The 16847-nt window shown below is 66.4% G+C and carries 10 protein-coding genes; 5 read left to right on the top strand and 5 right to left on the bottom strand.

The annotated features are described in order from the left end of the window. Positions 1 to 87: 87 nt before the first annotated feature. Together AC5P5X_RS07670 and AC5P5X_RS07665 are read right to left on the bottom strand one after the other, a co-directional pair. A complete protein-coding gene (locus AC5P5X_RS07670) occupies positions 88 to 2841 on the bottom strand; it encodes a TonB-dependent receptor (RefSeq protein ID WP_181453861.1) in 2754 nt (917 codons plus the stop codon). A gap of 251 nt (positions 2842 to 3092) precedes the next feature. Beyond that, on the bottom strand, positions 3093 to 5144 hold the full coding sequence (locus tag AC5P5X_RS07665; RefSeq protein WP_099498241.1) for a glycoside hydrolase family 97 protein: 2052 nt from the start codon (positions 5142 to 5144) through the stop codon (positions 3093 to 3095). Positions 5145 to 5381: 237 nt separating this feature from the next. Here AC5P5X_RS07665 and AC5P5X_RS07660 point away from each other — a divergent pair, with 237 nt between their 5' ends. The 5 genes from AC5P5X_RS07660 (at position 5382) to AC5P5X_RS07640 (ending at position 11756) form a co-directional block, all read left to right on the top strand. Then, positions 5382 to 7574 (top strand): glucosidase family protein, encoded by a 2193-nt coding sequence (locus tag AC5P5X_RS07660; protein WP_044569631.1) that lies wholly within the window; start codon positions 5382 to 5384, stop codon positions 7572 to 7574. Then, the gene (locus AC5P5X_RS07655) at positions 7571 to 9058 is read left to right on the top strand and encodes an MFS transporter (protein ID WP_012479383.1); all 1488 of its coding nucleotides are present in this window, start codon (positions 7571 to 7573) and stop codon (positions 9056 to 9058) included. The genes AC5P5X_RS07660 and AC5P5X_RS07655 overlap by 4 nt, the downstream gene beginning before the upstream one ends. Then, positions 9058 to 10773 (top strand): alpha-amylase family glycosyl hydrolase, encoded by a 1716-nt coding sequence (locus AC5P5X_RS07650; RefSeq protein WP_111189206.1) that lies wholly within the window; start codon positions 9058 to 9060, stop codon positions 10771 to 10773. The genes AC5P5X_RS07655 and AC5P5X_RS07650 overlap by 1 nt, the downstream gene beginning before the upstream one ends. Positions 10774 to 10894: 121 nt before the next feature. Then, positions 10895 to 11281, top strand: a complete 387-nt coding sequence (locus AC5P5X_RS07645; protein ID WP_111189207.1) for an SseB family protein — start codon at positions 10895 to 10897, stop codon at positions 11279 to 11281. Between the two features lie 142 nt (positions 11282 to 11423). Beyond that, entirely contained in the window at positions 11424 to 11756 is a 333-nt protein-coding gene (locus AC5P5X_RS07640; RefSeq protein WP_111174208.1) for a hypothetical protein, read from the top strand. Here AC5P5X_RS07640 and AC5P5X_RS07635 read toward each other — a convergent pair. From AC5P5X_RS07635 to AC5P5X_RS07625, 3 genes are all read right to left on the bottom strand, one after another. Next, positions 11746 to 12147 carry a hypothetical protein gene (locus AC5P5X_RS07635; RefSeq protein ID WP_231110268.1) on the bottom strand — a complete coding sequence of 134 codons (402 nt, stop codon included), beginning with the start codon at positions 12145 to 12147 and terminating at the stop codon, positions 11746 to 11748. The genes AC5P5X_RS07640 and AC5P5X_RS07635 overlap by 11 nt on opposite strands. 146 nt (positions 12148 to 12293) lie before the next feature. Beyond that, complete coding sequence (locus AC5P5X_RS07630) at positions 12294 to 15878, bottom strand: ABC transporter permease/M1 family aminopeptidase (RefSeq protein WP_111189208.1); 3585 nt, start codon at positions 15876 to 15878, stop codon at positions 12294 to 12296. Positions 15879 to 15890: 12 nt separating this feature from the next. Beyond that, the gene (locus tag AC5P5X_RS07625; protein WP_111189209.1) at positions 15891 to 16793 is read right to left on the bottom strand and encodes an ABC transporter ATP-binding protein; all 903 of its coding nucleotides are present in this window, start codon (positions 16791 to 16793) and stop codon (positions 15891 to 15893) included. Between the last annotated feature and the right edge of the window lie 54 nt (positions 16794 to 16847).

Raw genomic sequence — 16847 nt, 5'->3', positions numbered from 1 at the left:
CAAAAGAAAACCCGCTGCCTGCGCAGCGGGTTTCCGGTCCTGCTCCCCTTGTGTTGCCGGCCAGCGGCCGGCACTACCCGGTCGTGGTCAGAACTTGTAGTTCACGCCCAGCATGTAGGTGCGGCCCCATTCGATGTACTCCAGCGGGCGGTCCTTGCTGCCGGCGTAGGTGCGGTACGGCTCGTTGGTCAGGTTGCTGCCCTGCAGCAGCAGGGTGAGACCGCGCAGGGTGCTGCTGTCGCTGAAGGTGTAGCTGACCTGCGCGTCGGTCACGTTCTCGCCGACGACGTAACGCAGGCTGCGGTTGCCATTGAAGTTGCCGATCTCACCGATGAAGTCCGAACGACGGCGTTGGCTGACACGTGCCTCAAAGCCGTTGCGCTCATAGTAGGCGGTGAAGTTGTACACGCGCTTGGACAGGCCCGGCAGGCTGATCGGGTCGCTGCCCACGCTGGACGCGCTTTCCGGGTCCAGGATGGTGATGTCGCTCTTGTTGAAGGTCGCGCTGGCCTGCACGCCGAACCCGCGCAGGCTGTCGGTCAGCATCTCCAGCGGGAACGACCCGGTCAGCTCCAGGCCCTTCAGCGTGCCGCCCTTGCCGTTCTGCGGCGCGGAGAAGGTGCCGGTGTACTGAACCGGCGCCGCACCTTGCTGAGGAACGTAGTTGCGAAGCAGTTCGGTGAAGTCGTAGTTGTCCACCGACTGGGTGTAGACGTAGCTTTTCAGGTCCTTGTAGAAGATCGCGGCGGCCACGTAGGCCTTCTCGCCGAAGTACTTCTCATAGGACAGGTCCAGTGCGGTGGCGCGCCACGGGTCCAGCAAAGGGTTGCCGCCACTGCCACCGGGGCGGCCGGTGCCGGTATCCACGCCGAACTCCAGGCCGGCACGCATCTGGTCCACGCGCGGCCGCGCAACCTGCTTGGCGGCGGCAAAGCGCAGCGTCTGCTGGTGCGGGAACATGAAGGCCAGGTTCAAGCTCGGCAGCCAGTCGTTGTACTTGCGGCCTGCGGAGTAGGGCTGGATGTTGCTGCCAGCCGGCTGCGAGCTGTCCCAGTAGCGCGAATCCGAGCTCTGGTCGGTGTGCTGCATCTGCACGCCGATGTTGCCGCGCACGCCGACCACGCCGATGTCGGTGTTGATGTTCAGGCGCGCCCACGCGGTGGTGATCTTTTCCTGCACCGTCCACGACTTGGGAATCAGGTAGTCCAGGTTGTCGACCGGGTTGAAGATCATGTAGCGACCGACCGCGGCCGGCACGTTCCAGGCCGGGATGGTGCCGAGGCCGGCGAAGCTCAGGTCGACCGGGCGGTACTGCAGGTCCGAGGCGATGTTGGCATCACCCTGTGCACCGAGCAGGATGTTGCCTTCGGACTGGGTCTTCACCTTGCGGCGGTCGGCATGGTTCACGCCGATGTCGAGGTCTGGCGCCCACGAGGCAATGGCCTCGGGCAGCGCAATCGTGGCGGCCAGCTTGCCGCCCTTCAGGCGGTCTTCCACCTGCGGCACCTTGCCGTAGCCGGAACCGTAGATGGTGTTGGTCAGGAACAGCGCGTCGGGATTGGAGTAGTTCAGGCCCGGGTTGATCTGCGAGAAGCCGTTCTGGCGGATCGACACGCCGACCGTGTCCAGCTGCGGCATCGGGGTCAGCTGCAGGTTGTTTTCCAGGTTCAGCTCAGCGCGCGTGGCCTTGGAGTAGTTCAGGTCGGCGACCAGCTTGACGCCGCCGAAGTTGAACTCGTTGTTCCAGCCGAACGCATCGATCTTGTCCTTGCGCTTGTTGTACATGCCGCGCACCAGCGGATACACGCCGCTGGCGGTGCCGCCGGTGAACGAGCCGTTGGCGTTGATCTGCGGGTTGCTGACCAGCAGGCCCGGGGTGTAGTTGCCGTTGTAGTTGCTGAGGTTCAGCTCGAACTGGTTGGCGGTGTCGATCTGCTCGGCTTCGGTGTGGAACGCATCGAAGGTGCTGGTCCAGCTGTTGTTCGGCCGGAACTGGATCGTGGCCATCACGCCGTCGCGCTTGTTGTTGCCGGTGCGGCGCAGCGCCTTAATGCCATCGGAGAAGTAGGTGCCGGCGCCCACGCCCGGGCGCTCGCCCTTGTCGGTGTGTTCGGTGGTCCACGGTTCGTACAGGCCGACCTGGTTCTCCTGGATCGGCATGTCGCTGTGCGCGTAGCCGATGGCAATGCCCAGGGTCTTGTCCAGGAACTGGTCGATGTAGCTGGCGCTGAAGCGGTTGCCGTACGGATCGACGTTGGCGGCGCGGCCCAGCGAACTCTTCTGGTAGCGGCCGCTGACCGCGATCACGCGCTCGCCAAAGCTGAGCGGGCGTGCAGTCTGCATGTCGATGGTGCCCGACAGGCCCTGGCCGACCAGCGCCGCGTCCGGGGTCTTGTAGACGGTCACGCCGTTGACCAGCTCGGACGGGTACTGGTCGAACTCGACACCGCGGTTGTCGCCGGTGCTGACCACTTCACGGCCATTGAGCAGGGTGGTGGCGAAGTCCGGCGACAGGCCGCGCACGCTGATCACCTGCGCACGGCCGGCCACGCGCTGCGCGGCCAGGCCGGGCAGGCGCGAGATCGATTCGGCGATGCTGACGTCGGGCAGCTTGCCGATGTCTTCGGCGGAAATCGCCTCGACCACCGAAGTGGCGTCCTGCTTGACCGCGATCGCGCTCTCGATGCCGCGGCGGATGCCGGTAACCTGCACCGTATCCAGGTTGGTGGCGGCGGTGGCGGCCGGCGTGGTGGTGCTCTGCGTGGACTGTGCCGACGCCAGCGTCGGCGCCAGCACAACGGCCAGCGCGAGACTCAGCGCACTGCGCTTGTGGTTCAACATTTTCCCCTCCCAGGCAATGTTGCAGATCGATTTGTGAGCGTTCCGGCGGTGCCGTGAACGTGCGACGCGGTGGCCGCTGTCGTCGCCGCTATGGTAGGCAGCGCATTCTTCGCGGGAATCACCCTGCATACGTATTCAATGGCGTTTGCAGGGGTGTAATCGCTTTCAGATCCTGCTTGCGGTGGTGCCGGCCAGCGGCCGGCAATCACGTTCGCCGGCTTGCCGGCCAGCGGCCGGCACTACCGGGGCATTCACAGCGGCGTGAAGCGAATGGCCTGCCCACCGCCCGGTGCCAGCACCAGCGTCAGTGCATCGGCACTGGTCACCTCGCGGGTTTCGCGCGCGAACGCGAACGGATTGCTGCGGAAATCGGCGCCTTCGCCATCGCGGTAGATCTCGGCGCGATAGCGCACGCCCGGCTCCAGGAAGCCCAGCGATACCGGCAGCACGCGGCCGTGTTCGTCGGTGATGCTGCCGAGGAACCAGTCGCGGCTGTTGCGGTCACGGCGCACGATCGTCACGTAGTCGCCCACTTCGCCATCGAGCACGCGGCTCTGCTCCCAGTCCACCGCCACGTCCTCGATGAAGCGGAATGCCTCGCGGCGCTGCAGGTAGTGCTCGGGCAGGTCGGCGGCCATCTGGATCGGGCTGTACAGCACCACGTACAGCGCCAGCTGGCGGGCCAACGTGCTGGGGATGGCCTGGCCGTGGCGGCCCTTCAGGCTGAGGATGCCGGGGGTGTAATCCATCGGCCCGGCCAGCATGCGGGTGAACACCAGGTTGACCTCGTGCTCGGGCGGGTTCGGCGGCTGGCCCCAGGCGTTGTACTCCATGCCGCGCGCGCCTTCGCGCGAGATCCAGTTGGGGTAGGTGCGGCGCAGGCCGGTGTCCTTGATCGGCTCATGCGGGTTCACCGACAGGTGCCGGCGCGCAGCCTCCTGCACCACCTTCAGGTGATGGCGGGCCATGAACTGCCCGTCGTGCCACTCGCGCCACAGTGGGCCCCCCGTGGGATTGCGGCGGTCGACCTGGCCATCGTCGCAGACGTAGCCGGTCTTGAACTGGTCCACGCCCAGCCGTGCGTACAGGTCCAGCGCGGCGCCCAGCTGGTCCTCGTAGTGCTCGATGGCGCAGCCGGTTTCATGGTGGCCGATCAGGTGCACACCCTTTTTCAGGCCATATGCCGACAGCGCTTCAATGTCGAAATCGGGCGTGGCCCGGGTGAAATCGAAGTCGTAGCCGTTGCCCACCCACATGCCGTCCCACCCCGGGTTCCAGCCCTCCACCAGCACGCCGCGGAAGCCATGCGCGGCGGCGAAGTCGATCACCTTCTTCGTCTTGGCGGTGGTGGCCGCGTGCTTCGGCCCCGTGGCCCAGCTCTCGTTGTCCAGGTGCATCGACCACCACACGCCCACGTACTTGGCCGGCTTCACCCAGCTCACATCGCCCAGCGCATTGGGCTCGTTGAGGTTGAGGATCAGGTCCGATTCGACCAGGCCACCCGCGCGGTCTGCGATCTGCAGCGTGCGCCACGGCGTGGCGAAGGGCAGGGCACGACGCACCTTCCAGCCCTCGGCCGAGGGTGACAGCTGCGCGCGCAGGCGTTGCCCCTCGGTGCGCCGCAGCCACATGCCGGCGTAGTCCACCAGAGCGGCCTCATGAATGGCCACATGCAGGCCATCGCGGCTGCGCACGGTCATCGGCGTATGCACCAGCGGCACCTCGCGCAGCGGCGTGCGCTGGTACAGATATTCGTAGTGGATCGGCTCGCCGGCGGGGATCCACCAGGCGGTGGATTCAGGCGCGATGGCGAACTCGGTCAGTTCGTCATCGATGATCGCCTCGTGCAGGTTCGGCTGTTCGGGCAATACATAGCGGAAGCCCAGGCCATCGTCGTAGGCGCGGAACACCACATCCAGCCGACGCTTGCTGCCGGTGGTTTCGGCCAGCTGCACGGTCAGCTCGTTGAAGTGGTTGCGGGTGAGCCGGCGCTCGCCCCACGGCTGCTCCCAGCTGTCGTCGACGCTGCGCCGCTGCTGGCCAAGCAGGGCGAAATCGCGGTCCAGGCGGCCGTCGCGCAGGGCGAAGCCGAGCTTCGAATCCTCCACCACGGGTTCGCCGAAACGCTCGACGCGGTAGCGGGCGGTGCCGCCGTCCAGCACGAGGCTGACCTTGAGCACCTTGCCGGGTGATTCGACGCTGGCGACCTGTGGCGCGGCCTGCGCCAGCGTGGCCACGCCCAACAGGGCCAGACCGAACATGTGCGCGAACAGCGCGCGTACAACCGTATGTGGCATCGGCATTTCCCCTCCCAAGGCGCCGTTGGCAGACCCGGACCATAAGCCAGCGCAGCAGGCGCGCTACCGCGTGGCGCCATGAATACGTATGCAGCTGGACGCAGCCGACAGCCCCGCGTCTACCATGGGGCCAAGGCACCTTGAGGGAGGGGCCGCGCCCGCCCGCCGGCAACGACGGTGCGGACCTACAACGCGTGCAGAGAGGGAGGGAGGCCGACGGGCGCAAGCCGGTCCGCCGCTTCGATGCTGAAGATCATTTGCCTGACCGCTGCCCTGGGGGCAGCGCTGGGATCGACCGCGCAGGCGGCCGACCTGCAATTCGACGGCCGCCATGCGCGCGCCGAAGCCGCTGCCAACGGCAGCTTCGTGATGCATGCGCCGAAGGGCGCAGTGCAGATCGCAGCCGCACCGATGCGCAGCCAGACCGGCAGCGTGATGTTCGACGCGTTGTTCGCGCTGGCCCAGCAGGAGATGGACCAGGACCGCGTGGACGCGATTCGCGATCCCGCGTTCGACGAAGGCCGACCGGTGCCGTGCGAGTGCTTCCAGACCGGCGCGCGCTGGCCCTATGTGTGGACCCGCGATGTCAGCTTCGCCGCCGATCTGGCGCTGGCGCGGCTGGACCCGGAGCGCACCCGGCAGTCGCTGCAGTTCAAGCTGTCGGCGGCGCGCGACGGGCACACGCCCGGCCTGTTCGTGGCGCAGGACACCGGTTCCGGTGGCAGCTGGCCGATCAGCAGCGATCGCGTGGTGTGGTTCCTGGCGGCCCGTCATCTGCTGGAGGATCGCGCGTTCGCCGACCAGGTCTGGCAGGCGCTGAAGGGCACGCTGGCGCAGGACCGCGCGATGGTGTTCGACGCGCAGGTGGGCCTGTACCGTGGCGAGACCTCCTTCCTGGACTGGCGCGAGCAGACCTATCCGGACTGGACCCGCGAGGACGTGCGCTTCATCGGTGATTCCTACGCACTGTCCACCAACGTGCTGCACTACCAGGCATTGCGCCTGGCCGAACGCCTGGCCGGCCAGCACGGCGACGCCCGCGCGGCCGACTACAAGGCGTGGGCCGATGCGTTGGCGCAGCAGATCGATGCGCGCTTCTGGCGCGAGGATATCGGCCAGTACATGAGCTACATCGGCGAAGCCGCGCACCCGGTGCCGTACGCCAAGGTCGATCTGCTGGGCCTGTCGTTGGGCATCCTCGCCGGGGTGCTGCCGCCCGAGCGCGCGCGCCGTGCACTGGCTGCTTACCCGATGGGGCCAGCCGGCAGCCCCGTGGTCTGGCCGCAGGAAGCGCAGCAGCCGATCTACCACAACCGCGCGATCTGGCCGTTTGTCAGCGCCTACTCGCTGCGTGCGGCGCGGCAGCTGGACGATGCGCCGCGCATCGCCGCCGAGATCCGTTCGCTGATGCGGGGCGCCGCGCTGGCCGGTTCCAACATGGAGAACTACGAGCTGGTCAGCCAGGCCGTGCATGTCGAGGAAGGCGCGCTGAGCGGCCCGGTGGTCAACTCCGAACGCCAGCTGTGGTCGGTGGCCGGGTATCTGTCGATGGTGGTCGAAGGCGTGTTCGGCGTGCAGGACGATGGCCGCGTGCAGCCCAAGCTGCCGGCCGCGCTGGTGCCGGAACTGTTCGGCACGCAGCGCAGCATCAGCCTGGAAGTCACTGGCAAGCGCTATGTGCTGGAGCGTCCGCAGAGCGTGGGCGATGGCTTGCTGGTGGCGGGCAGGACCACCACGCGCGGCACGACCACCACGGTGCAGCTGGTGACTGCCCCGGCAGCAACAGGCTTCGCTGCCACGACTGCGGATGCCAACGCGCGTGCGCCCGCAACACCCGCGGCACCGCAGGCCCTGCGCAGGGGCACGGGTTGGAACGTTCCGGTGCAAGCCGGGCAGGTTCTGTGGAAGGACGGCAGGGCCGTCGTCGCCAGCAATGGCCAGGTGCAGATCAGCGACGATGGGCTGCAGCATTGCCTCAGCCTGACCCGACGCGAAGGCGCGTTGGAATCGCTGCACAGCCCAATGGTCTGCGTCGGTCCGCAGCAGGTGCTGAAGGGTGCGCAGCGCTGGCAGTTCACCTCGGCCAAGGCCGGGCAGGTTCGCCTGCGCCTGCAATATCGAAACCCGAACGGGCCGATCAACACCGGCGTCACGGCTGCGGTCAAGCAGCTGGTGCTGCAGTGCCCGGGCCAGCCGTTGCAGCGGCATACGGTCACGCTGCCGCACAGCGTGGCCGTGCAGGACTCGACCTCGGCAACATTCACGGTGCCAAAGGGGCAATGCACGGTTGCGCTTGAAGAGGGCTTCAACATGAGCGCGCTTGAACATTTCGCGCACTACACCGGTGGCAAGGGCGGCCGCGAGGGCGTGCTCAACCAGGCCCAGGTGCAGGCGCTGACGGTGGCGCCGGTGGCGATGGAAGAGGGGGCACGATGAATCGTCCCGCCAAACCGCAGCTGTCGTTCTGGCAGATCTGGAACATGTGTTTCGGCTTCCTCGGCATCCAGTTCGGGTTCGCCCTGCAGAACGCCAACGCCAGCCGCATCTTCGAGACGCTGGGTGCGGACATCGACGCGGTACCCGGGCTGTGGATTGCCGCGCCGCTGACCGGCCTGCTGGTGCAACCGGTGATCGGTTACCTGTCCGACCGCACCTGGACCCGCTGGGGTCGTCGTCGTCCGTACTTCATGATCGGTGCGGTGTTGACCACGCTGGCGCTGCTGGTGATGCCGAACTCGCCGACGCTGTGGATCGCGGCCGGCACGCTGTGGGTGCTGGATGCCTCGATCAACGTATCGATGGAGCCGTTCCGTGCCTTTGTCGGCGACCAGCTGGCGCCACGCCAGCGTCCGGCCGGCTACGCGATGCAGAGCTTCTTCATCGGCGTGGGCGCCATCGTCGCCAGCTTCCTGCCATTCATCCTGGCCCACTTCGGCGTTGCCAACACCGCGGCCGCCGGGGAAGTGCCCGACACTGTGCGCTATGCGTTCTACTTCGGCGCGGTGGTGCTGCTCGCGGCGATCACCTGGACGGTGGTCAGCACCCGCGAATATTCACCGGCGGAGCTGGCCGGGTTCGATGATGCCGAGCCGCCGGAACATCACGCGGCGGCCGCGATCAACGGCCCGGCTTCATGGACGCGGGTGACCCTGTGGCTTGGGTTGGGTGTGTTGTTGGCGCTGCTGATCACCTGGCGGCAGGGCGACCGGATGCTGTACGTGCTGGCCGGCCTGTGCGCCGGCTACGGCCTGCTGCTGGCGGCGGCGCGCGCGCTGCCGGCCACGCATATGCTGGCCGCCATCGTCGGCGACCTGCGCGCGATGCCGGTCACCATGCGCCGCCTGGCGTGGGTGCAGTTCTTCTCGTGGTTCGCGCTGTTCGCCATGTGGATCTACACCACCGCTGCGGTGGCCGGTACCCACTTCGGTTCGACTGATCCACAGTCGGCCGCCTACAACGAAGGTGCCAACTGGGTGGGCGTGCTGTTTGGCGCCTACAACGGCTTCGCTGCGCTGGCGGCGGTGCTGATTCCGCCGATGGTGCGTGCGATCGGCCTGCGCTGGAGCCACCTGGTCAACCTGTGGCTGGGCGGCGCCGGCCTGGTCTCGCTGATGTTCATCCGCGACCCGCACTGGCTGCTGCTGTCGATGGTGGGTGTGGGCTTTGCCTGGGCCTCGATCCTGTCGTTGCCGTATGCACTGCTGTCCGACAGCGTGCCGGCGTCGAAGATGGGTGTGTACATGGGCATCTTCAATTTCTTCATCGTGATCCCGCAGCTGGTGGCGGCCAGCGCGCTTGGCTTTGCCCTGCGCGCCTGGCTGGGTGGCCAGCCGATGCATGTGCTGGTGCTGGGCGGCTGCAGCCTGTTCCTGGCCGGCCTGTGCGTGCTGCGGGTTCCGTCCCGTCCGGAGGTGGTGTGATGCGTGGTGTCCTGGCTGTTGCTGTTTCCCTTGCCCTGTTCGCCGGCCAGGCCGCGGCCGCGCCGCGCCCGGACTACGTCGGCACCACCGAGCCGTTCGCCAGCGATGCGGTGTACTTCGTGGTCACCGACCGCTTTGTCAACGGTGATCCGTCCAACGACCATCGTGACCAGGGTGGCGCGCACCGCACCTTCGATATCCCGGTGCCGTGCCCGGACAAGGTGGACGGCAACATCGGCTATCTCGGCGGCGACTTCCGTGGCGTGCTCGACAATGCGCAGTACATCCGCAACCTGGGCTTCGGTGCGGTGTGGATCACGCCCATCGTCGACAACCCGGACGAGGCCTTTACCGGCAGCAAGCCGATCAGCTGCACCAGCACGCTGACCGACCGCGGCAAGACCGGTTACCACGGCTACTGGGGCATCAATTTCTACAAGCTCGACGAGCACCTGCCGAGCAGGGACCTGGACTTCGCCGGGCTGACCAAGGGCCTGCACGGTGCTGGCTTGAAGGTGGTGCTGGATATCGTAGGCAACCACGGTTCGCCGGCCTGGACCATGCCGACACGGCAGCCGCAGTTCGGGCAGATCTTCGACAAGGACGGAAAACTGATTGCCGACCACCAGAACCTGCCGCCGCAGAAACTGGATCCGAAGCACAACCCGTTGCACGCGTTCTACAACAACATCGGTCCGGTCGACAGCAAGGACGGCTCGATCTTCGACGGCAACCTGGCCGAGCTGTCGGACTTCAACCAGGACAATCCGGCGGTGATGGACTACCTGGTCGGCGCCTACCTGCAATGGACCGCGCAGGGCGTGGACGCATTGCGCATCGACACCATCGGCTGGCTGCCGCACCCGTGGTGGCATGAATTCGTCAAGCGCATCCGCGCCGAGCATCCGGGCATGTTCATGTTCGGCGAAGCGTTCGACTACGATGCCGCGCGCATCGCCGAGCACACCTGGCCCGCCAACGCGAACGTGAGCGTGCTCGATTTCCCATTGCGCGGCGCGCTGGAGCAGACCTTCGGCACCGCCGGCAAGGGCTTCGAAACCCTGGCCGAGCCGCTGCACCTGAGCGGCGGACCGTACGCCAACCCGTACGAGCTGATGAGCTTCTACGACAACCACGACATGCCGCGCCTGCAGGCCAGCGACGATGGTTTCATCGATGCGCACAACTGGCTGTTCACCGCGCGCGGCATTCCGGTGGTCTACTACGGTTCGGAGACGGGCTTCATGCGTGGCCGTGCCGAGCATGCCGGCAATCGTGCGTACTTCGGCCAGCCGCGTGTGGATGCGGCGCCGAAGAGCCCGATCTTCGCGCCGCTGCAGCGTATCGCCAGGCTGCGCGAAGCCACCCCGGCGCTGCAGCGCGGCCTGCAGGTGAACGAGCGCCTGCAGGGCGATGAGGCAGTGTTCTTGCGCGTGCTGCAGCATGGCGAGGTGGCGCAGACCGCGCTGGTGCTGCTGAACAAGGGTGACCAGACGAAGACCTTCAGCGTGACGCGCTTCGTTCAGGCCGGCCGCTGGCGTGATGCGCTGGACGGCGGTTCGTTGCAGGTGAACGGTCCGCTGAAGGCCGACGTGCCCGCGCACGGCGTGAAGGTCTATGTGCTGGACGCTGCCGTGCAGCAGCCGGCGCTGCAGGCCGAGCTGGACAAGGCGATGGCCGACCAGAAGGCGCGGGACCAGCGTCTGGGGCGGTAGTGCCGGCCGCTGGCCGGCAGCCCCGGATTCCGGGTATCTGCAGGTGCCGGCCAGTGGCCGGCACTACCGGGTTTGGCCGCATCCGGCACAATAGGCACCCCTCACGCCCCGCCGTATCGCCATGACCGACCTCGCCCCGCAGACCCCGATCGAAACCCTGCTGAAGGCGGCGATGGACGGGGCGGTGCCGATCCGCGCCTTCATGGAGGCCTTCGTCGCTTCCGAGGTAGTGCTGCTGACCGGCAGCCTGGTCACCCCGGACGGCAGCGGCTTCGACCCGCTGCTGTTCGACAAGCAGGGCACCCTGCATGCGGCGGTGTTCACCGATCCGTCGCGGGTGGGCGTCTACAGCCAGCAGGCCGAACACCAGATCCGCTGGCTGATGCTGGACGTGCTGCGCCGCGTGCCGGGTGGCTACGGCGTGGTGATCAACCCGGGTACTTCGCTGGGCTTTGAGATCTCGCCCAGCGGCGTTGGCGAGATCCTGAAGGACTTCGCCCAGGGTTGATTGTCATGTAGAGCCGAGCCCATGCTCGGCTGCCGTTCGCGCAATGCCGGATCAGTCGAGCACGGCTCGATACTACAGAGAGCTTCTCTTCGGGCACCGTACGTGATCCCCTTTGGACAACATCGGCATCGAGGCTCTCTCCATGGAATTCAGCGAATCACCCGCCGACGCACCGGCACGATCACGCCATTCCCGCTCGGCCCTGATCTTCCTGATCGCGGCGATCGCTGCCGCGCTGGTGTCCATGCCCCTGCTGCGCGCGGTGGGCATGGTGCTATGGCCGGTGTTCGTCATTGCCTGGCTGATCAACCTGGGCGCGGCCTGGCATCTGGCCCAGTGGGCGCGCCAGCAGCGCCGTTCGGCATGGGCGTTCGGGTTGCCGGCGGCGCTCGGTACCGTCGCCTCGATCGTGGTCTTCGTGCTGCTGGCGTTGCTGGGGCCGAAGGCCAGGCCTCAGCCGGAAATCACCGGCTGAGTGCTTCGTTCCACTCGTTCCACAGGACACCGTCCACGGCGGTGAGCAGTGTCTGCTGGACCTCGATCAGCGTGTTCATCTCATCCAAAACCGCCTCCAGGTCGGTGATTGAGATCTCGAATCTGGCCGTGCACTGGCTCATGGCATGTACGTGTCCAGTGCCATGCGCTAGCTCGATGGCTTCCTGGAGGACATGGGGCGCGTCGTTGAGAGAGAGCCGCAGGCGAACGTCTTCATCGCCCGTAATGAGAACACTGTTCCCACCCAGCTCCAATTCGAGCTCAAGACCATAGTCGGCCAATACCTCGGCTGCCCAGTTCAGTGATGCGGAGATTCCGCGTGCGGCGAAGTAGATATGGCTGGATGTCATCGCGGCCTCTCGAAGGTTCACGGAGAGTATCGCTTGCCTTGAAATGGAATCTGATGGTGTCCCTGCATCTCTGGCCAATCAGGACTTTAAATGACGCAATTGGGCGTGGCATGTCGTTTCTGTCTGCAGCAGTGATGCCAGCCATTTGACTGGCACCACCGCATACCTCACATCGTTACCTTGCGCCGGTTGTCATCGCTCACCCGGTCGATCAGCTTGTTGTACGGGTCGAAGCCCGCTTCATCCGGCTTTTCGTCCACCGTTACCGTGATCTTCGGATCGGCGCTGGTGATGTGGTGGCGCTGCAGGTACAGCACCTTCTGGTCGCGCTCCTTGCCCGACGGCCCATTGGCGAACACGCCGACCTCGACCCAGTCATCCATCTTTCCGTCGCTCTCCTTGCCCTTGCCGTCGGCGTACTGCTTGGCGGCGTGCAGGTCCAGGGTCACGTCGTAGCGGCCGTCATCGCGCTTGCGGGCGCTGGCGGCCATCACGCGGTTGTCGTAGAAGCTGATCTTCTCGAACAGGTCGGTGACCAGCTGCTGGCGGTCGGCCGGGGTCTCGGCGCGGATGTAGTCCAGCAGCTCGCGTGAGGTGGTGTACGGCGGTTGCTGGTACCCCTTGTCCTGCAGGAAGCGCTTCAATGCGCGGTTAAGCGCCTGCTCGCCGATCTCCTCGCGCAGCCGGTAGAACACCAGCGAACCCTTCTGGTAGTGGATGTACTGCTGGTTCTCCACACGTTCCAGCGGCTGTTCTTCGATGGCCTCGCCGCCGCGGCCGGACAGGTAGCCGTCCAGCTCGCGCTTGAGGAACTGGCGCATGTGCTGGCGGCCGTACTCCTGCTCCATCACCATCAGTGCCGAATACTGCGACAGCGATTCGGACAGCACCGTCGCGCCCTGCACGTTGGCACCGATCACCTGGTGCGCCCACCACTGGTGTGCGATCTCGTGCGCGGTTACGTAGAAGACGTAGTCCACCTTGTCCGGGTCACGCAGGTCGGCGATGAAACCGATGGCCTCGGAGTAGGGGATGGTGTTGGCGAACGACTGCGCGAAGCGCGCATGGCCCGGGAACTCGATGATGCGCACCTGGCGATGCTGGTACGGGGTGAAGTTCGCTTCGTAGTAGGTCAGCGACTTCTGCACCGCTTCGATCATACGGTCCACGTTGTAGCCGTGCGCCGGGTCGAAGTAGACCTCCACCGGGATGTTCTTGTACTTCGCCCTGCGCACCTCCCAGCGTGCCGAGAGGTAGGCGTAGAAGTTCAGCATTGGCCGGTCCATGGCGTAGCTGAAGCAGCGCCGGCCATTTACCGTGGTCTCCTTCAGAAGGTAGCCCGGCGCCAACGCCACCTGGTCCGGTGCCGTGCAGACCGTGGTGCGGAAGTCGAGCCAGTCGGCATCGTTGGCTATGTACGTGTTGGCACGCGCGGCTTCGTCTTCCAGCTTGGGCATGCGCCGCGGCTCACCCAGGTCGCGCTTGCGCCGCTCGTTGCGGTCGCTGATCTCGGCGCCTTCGTTGTAGCCGAACGACGGCAGTACGCGGCTGTTGAAGAAGGTGCCGTTGTCGACGATGTTGCTTGGTGCCTGGCCCGCGGTGATGCCGTTGGGCTTCTGCACCACGCGGAAATGCACGCTGCGGGTCTCACCCGGTTGCAGCGGTTTCTGCAGGCGGTAGATGCGGTAGCCGAGATCGGCGTCATGCATCGAAAGTGTCTGCCCACCCAGGTCGACCGCGACCAGCTGCTTGTCATCGCCCATCGAGACGTGCACGTCCTGGATCGGCGTGGCGTGGGTATTGCGCACCGTCCAGTTCGCATCGATCACCATCGACTGCGATTCGGGGGACAGGTCCACGCGGTTGTCCACCGCCACGATGCGGGGCTGCGGCAGGTTGCGGTACTTCGACAGCTCGCGCTCGTAGCGGGCCTGCAGATCCAGCTGCTGGTCGGGCGAGATGAACTCGTTGCGGATGTTGGTGCTCCAGTACAGCCAGCCACCCACGCCGACGAAGGCCAATGCGGCGACTCCGGCGAAGACCCCGGTCGGGCCGCGCAGGCGACGGCCGGCCAGGGCCAGGCGCTGGCGCAGGCCCTGGCTGACACCTCGTACCCAGAAGGCCGACGCCAGGCACATCAAGGTCAGCAGGAACAGGGCCCAGTAGCCCTGGAACGCCAGTTGCCCGGTCAGGAAGTGGCCGTAGCCGTTCATGTCCGAATAGGGTGCGTTGGGCCAGCTGCCGAAGTTGTACAGGTTCTGCGTGTAGTCGAGCAGGCCCAGCACGCCCTGGCCGATCATCACCACGATCAGCAGCGCATAACCGACGAACTTGTTGTTGGTGAGCACCTGCAGCACCAGCGCCAGGCCCCCCATCAGGATGTAGACCACCGAATCCAGCGCCAGGCTGCGCAGGTACAGCAACGGCTCCAGATGCGTGTAGCCCTTGGCCAGCTGCACGCCCATCGCGGCCAGCGCGCCGGCGGCCTGGAAGCAGACGATCACGGCCAGCAGTGCGGTGAACTTGGCCAGCAGCGGCACCCAGTTCGGCACTGGCATGGCATCGGTCACTTCATTGATGCGCGCACTGCGTTCCTTCCAGACCAGCTCACCGGCGAAGAACAGCACGATGATCACCAGCAGCCAGCTGAAGGCCCCCTGCAGGCCCATGATCATCTGCGAGGTGACCGGCCAGATCGAGGTGCCGTACAGGGTCTGCCGGAACAGCGCGCTGGGCAGGAAGTTGGCCAGGCCCAATACCAGCAGCACGATGAACGGCACGCTGCGCAGCACGCCGCGTGTATCGAAGCGGACTTGGCGCAGGAACTGCTGCCACGCCGTGCTGGCAGTGAACGCCGGTATCACGCGCGGCAGTGTCGCGCGGGTGGGGCGGACCACGCTGGCATCGGCAGCCGGTTGCGCCTGCCTGCGGCCCCAGCGCCGACGGCCACTGCCGCTGCGTTCGGTGCGGAACAGCGCGAAGGTGGCGGCGAACAGCGCGGCAGCCACGCCCAACCACAGGGCGCGGTTGGCCAGCAGGTAACCGGCCAGCTCGGGAATCCCGTCGTTGCGTTCGGCAGTGGACCAGTAGCGGATGGTACGGCCGAGTGCGCGCATGCCCAGCGGTTCGCTCAGCACCGCGATCCACGTATTGTCGATGTCGCGCAGCAGGGCCGCGCTGGCGCCGTACAGGACCAGGTAGGCCACCAGGCCGATGTAGACCCACAGGATCGAGCGGGTCAGCGCTGCCAGCAGCGACAGCAGTGCGGTGGTGAACAACAGGTTCGGAATGACGATGACCGCGAACGTCCAGGCATAGCCCTGCCAGCTGATCGGGCCCATGCGCTCGGGATCGACCCAGGGCATGAACGGCGCCAGCCACAGGCCGAATGCGATCAGGATGTAGACCAGCAGCCCGGCCGCCAGCGCGGCGGCGATGCGCCCGGCCAGGTAATCGCGGCGCTTCACCGGGCTGGCGAAGATCAGTTCGGCAGTGCCGAGTTCGAAGTCACGCAACAGCGCGTTGCTGACGAACAGCGCGGTGACCAGCATGCCGAGCAGGGTGAAGATGCCCAGCATCTGCGCGATCACGGTGGGCGCGTTGCTGTGCACGTTGCCGGTGCCGCCACCGATCTGCACGGCGTCGCTGGACGCGGCGGCAAAGGCAAGCAGGGCGAACAGCCCGGCCAGCAGCCACAGCAGCGGGGAGCGCAGCTGCTCGCGCTGCTCGAAGCGGAAGAAGTTGAAGATCATGGCGTGCTCCGCTCAGGCTGCCGCGCGGGCACGGGCCTGCAGGCGCAGGCGCTGGAAGTACACATCCTCGAGGTCGGGAGCCACGGCCGCGAAGCCGTCGCCAGGGTCGTTGGCGCTGTGCACGTGGATCACCGGGCGACCACCGACCAGGCGGGTGGACAGCACCACGTAGCGTGCCTCGTGGTCGGCCAGTTCCGAAGGATCAACCTGCTTGCGCCAGACCTGGTGCTGCAGGGCGTCGATGGCATCGGCCGGGCGCCCGGTCAGCAGCACCTGGCCTTTGTTCATGATCGCCATCGTCGGGCACAGATCGGTCACGTCCTCGACGATGTGGGTGGAGAGGATCACCGCCACGTTCTCGCCGATCGCCGCCAGCAGGTTGAGGAAGCGGTTGCGTTCTTCCGGGTCGAGGCCGGCGGTGGGTTCATCGACGATCACCAGCCGCGGGTCACCCAGCAGCGCCTGGGCAATGCCGAAGCGTTGGCGCATGCCGCCGGAGTAGGTGCCCAGCTTGCGCTTGCGCGCGTCCCACAGGTTCACCTGCTGCAGCAGCCCATCGACCACCTCGCGGCGCTGCGCGCGCTGGGTCAGGCCCTTGAGCACCGCGAAATGCTCCAGCAGGTCCAGCGCGCTGACTTTCGGATACACGCCGAAATCCTGCGGCAGGTAGCCCAGCCGGCGGCGCACCGCGTCCTTGTCGCGCAGCACGTCGATCGGCGCCTCGCCTGGAATGCTGAGCGTCGCCGTTCCGCTGTCGGCCTCCTGCAGGGAGGACAGCGTGCGCATCAGCGACGACTTGCCGGCGCCGTTGGGGCCGAGCAGGCCGAACATGCCGCGCGGGATATCCAGGTTGACGTTGTTGAGGGCGTGCACGCCATTAGCGTACGTCTTCGACAGCGAATCGATCTTCAGCATGTGACGTACACCTTTCCATGGGCGATGTCTGCGCGTTATCCGCGCATCAGCCTC

Source organism: Stenotrophomonas sp. YJH_SMC_91 (genome assembly GCF_059368495.1).
The sequence above is the reverse complement of the archived record's forward strand: the minus strand, read 5'-3'. Positions and strand labels throughout refer to the sequence as shown.

What these genes read in the sequence shown, in the direction of transcription:
- AC5P5X_RS07670 (WP_181453861.1), bottom strand. Translation starts at nt 2,841, where the DNA reads ATGTTGAACCACAAGCGCAGTGCGCTGAGTCTCGCGCTGGCCGTTGTG.
- AC5P5X_RS07665 (WP_099498241.1), bottom strand. Translation starts at nt 5,144, where the DNA reads ATGCCGATGCCACATACGGTTGTACGCGCGCTGTTCGCGCACATGTTC.
- AC5P5X_RS07660 (WP_044569631.1), top strand. Translation starts at nt 5,382, where the DNA reads ATGCTGAAGATCATTTGCCTGACCGCTGCCCTGGGGGCAGCGCTGGGA.
- AC5P5X_RS07655 (WP_012479383.1), top strand. Translation starts at nt 7,571, where the DNA reads ATGAATCGTCCCGCCAAACCGCAGCTGTCGTTCTGGCAGATCTGGAAC.
- AC5P5X_RS07650 (WP_111189206.1), top strand. Translation starts at nt 9,058, where the DNA reads ATGCGTGGTGTCCTGGCTGTTGCTGTTTCCCTTGCCCTGTTCGCCGGC.
- AC5P5X_RS07645 (WP_111189207.1), top strand. Translation starts at nt 10,895, where the DNA reads ATGACCGACCTCGCCCCGCAGACCCCGATCGAAACCCTGCTGAAGGCG.
- AC5P5X_RS07640 (WP_111174208.1), top strand. Translation starts at nt 11,424, where the DNA reads ATGGAATTCAGCGAATCACCCGCCGACGCACCGGCACGATCACGCCAT.
- AC5P5X_RS07630 (WP_111189208.1), bottom strand. Translation starts at nt 15,878, where the DNA reads ATGATCTTCAACTTCTTCCGCTTCGAGCAGCGCGAGCAGCTGCGCTCC.
- AC5P5X_RS07625 (WP_111189209.1), bottom strand. Translation starts at nt 16,793, where the DNA reads ATGCTGAAGATCGATTCGCTGTCGAAGACGTACGCTAATGGCGTGCAC.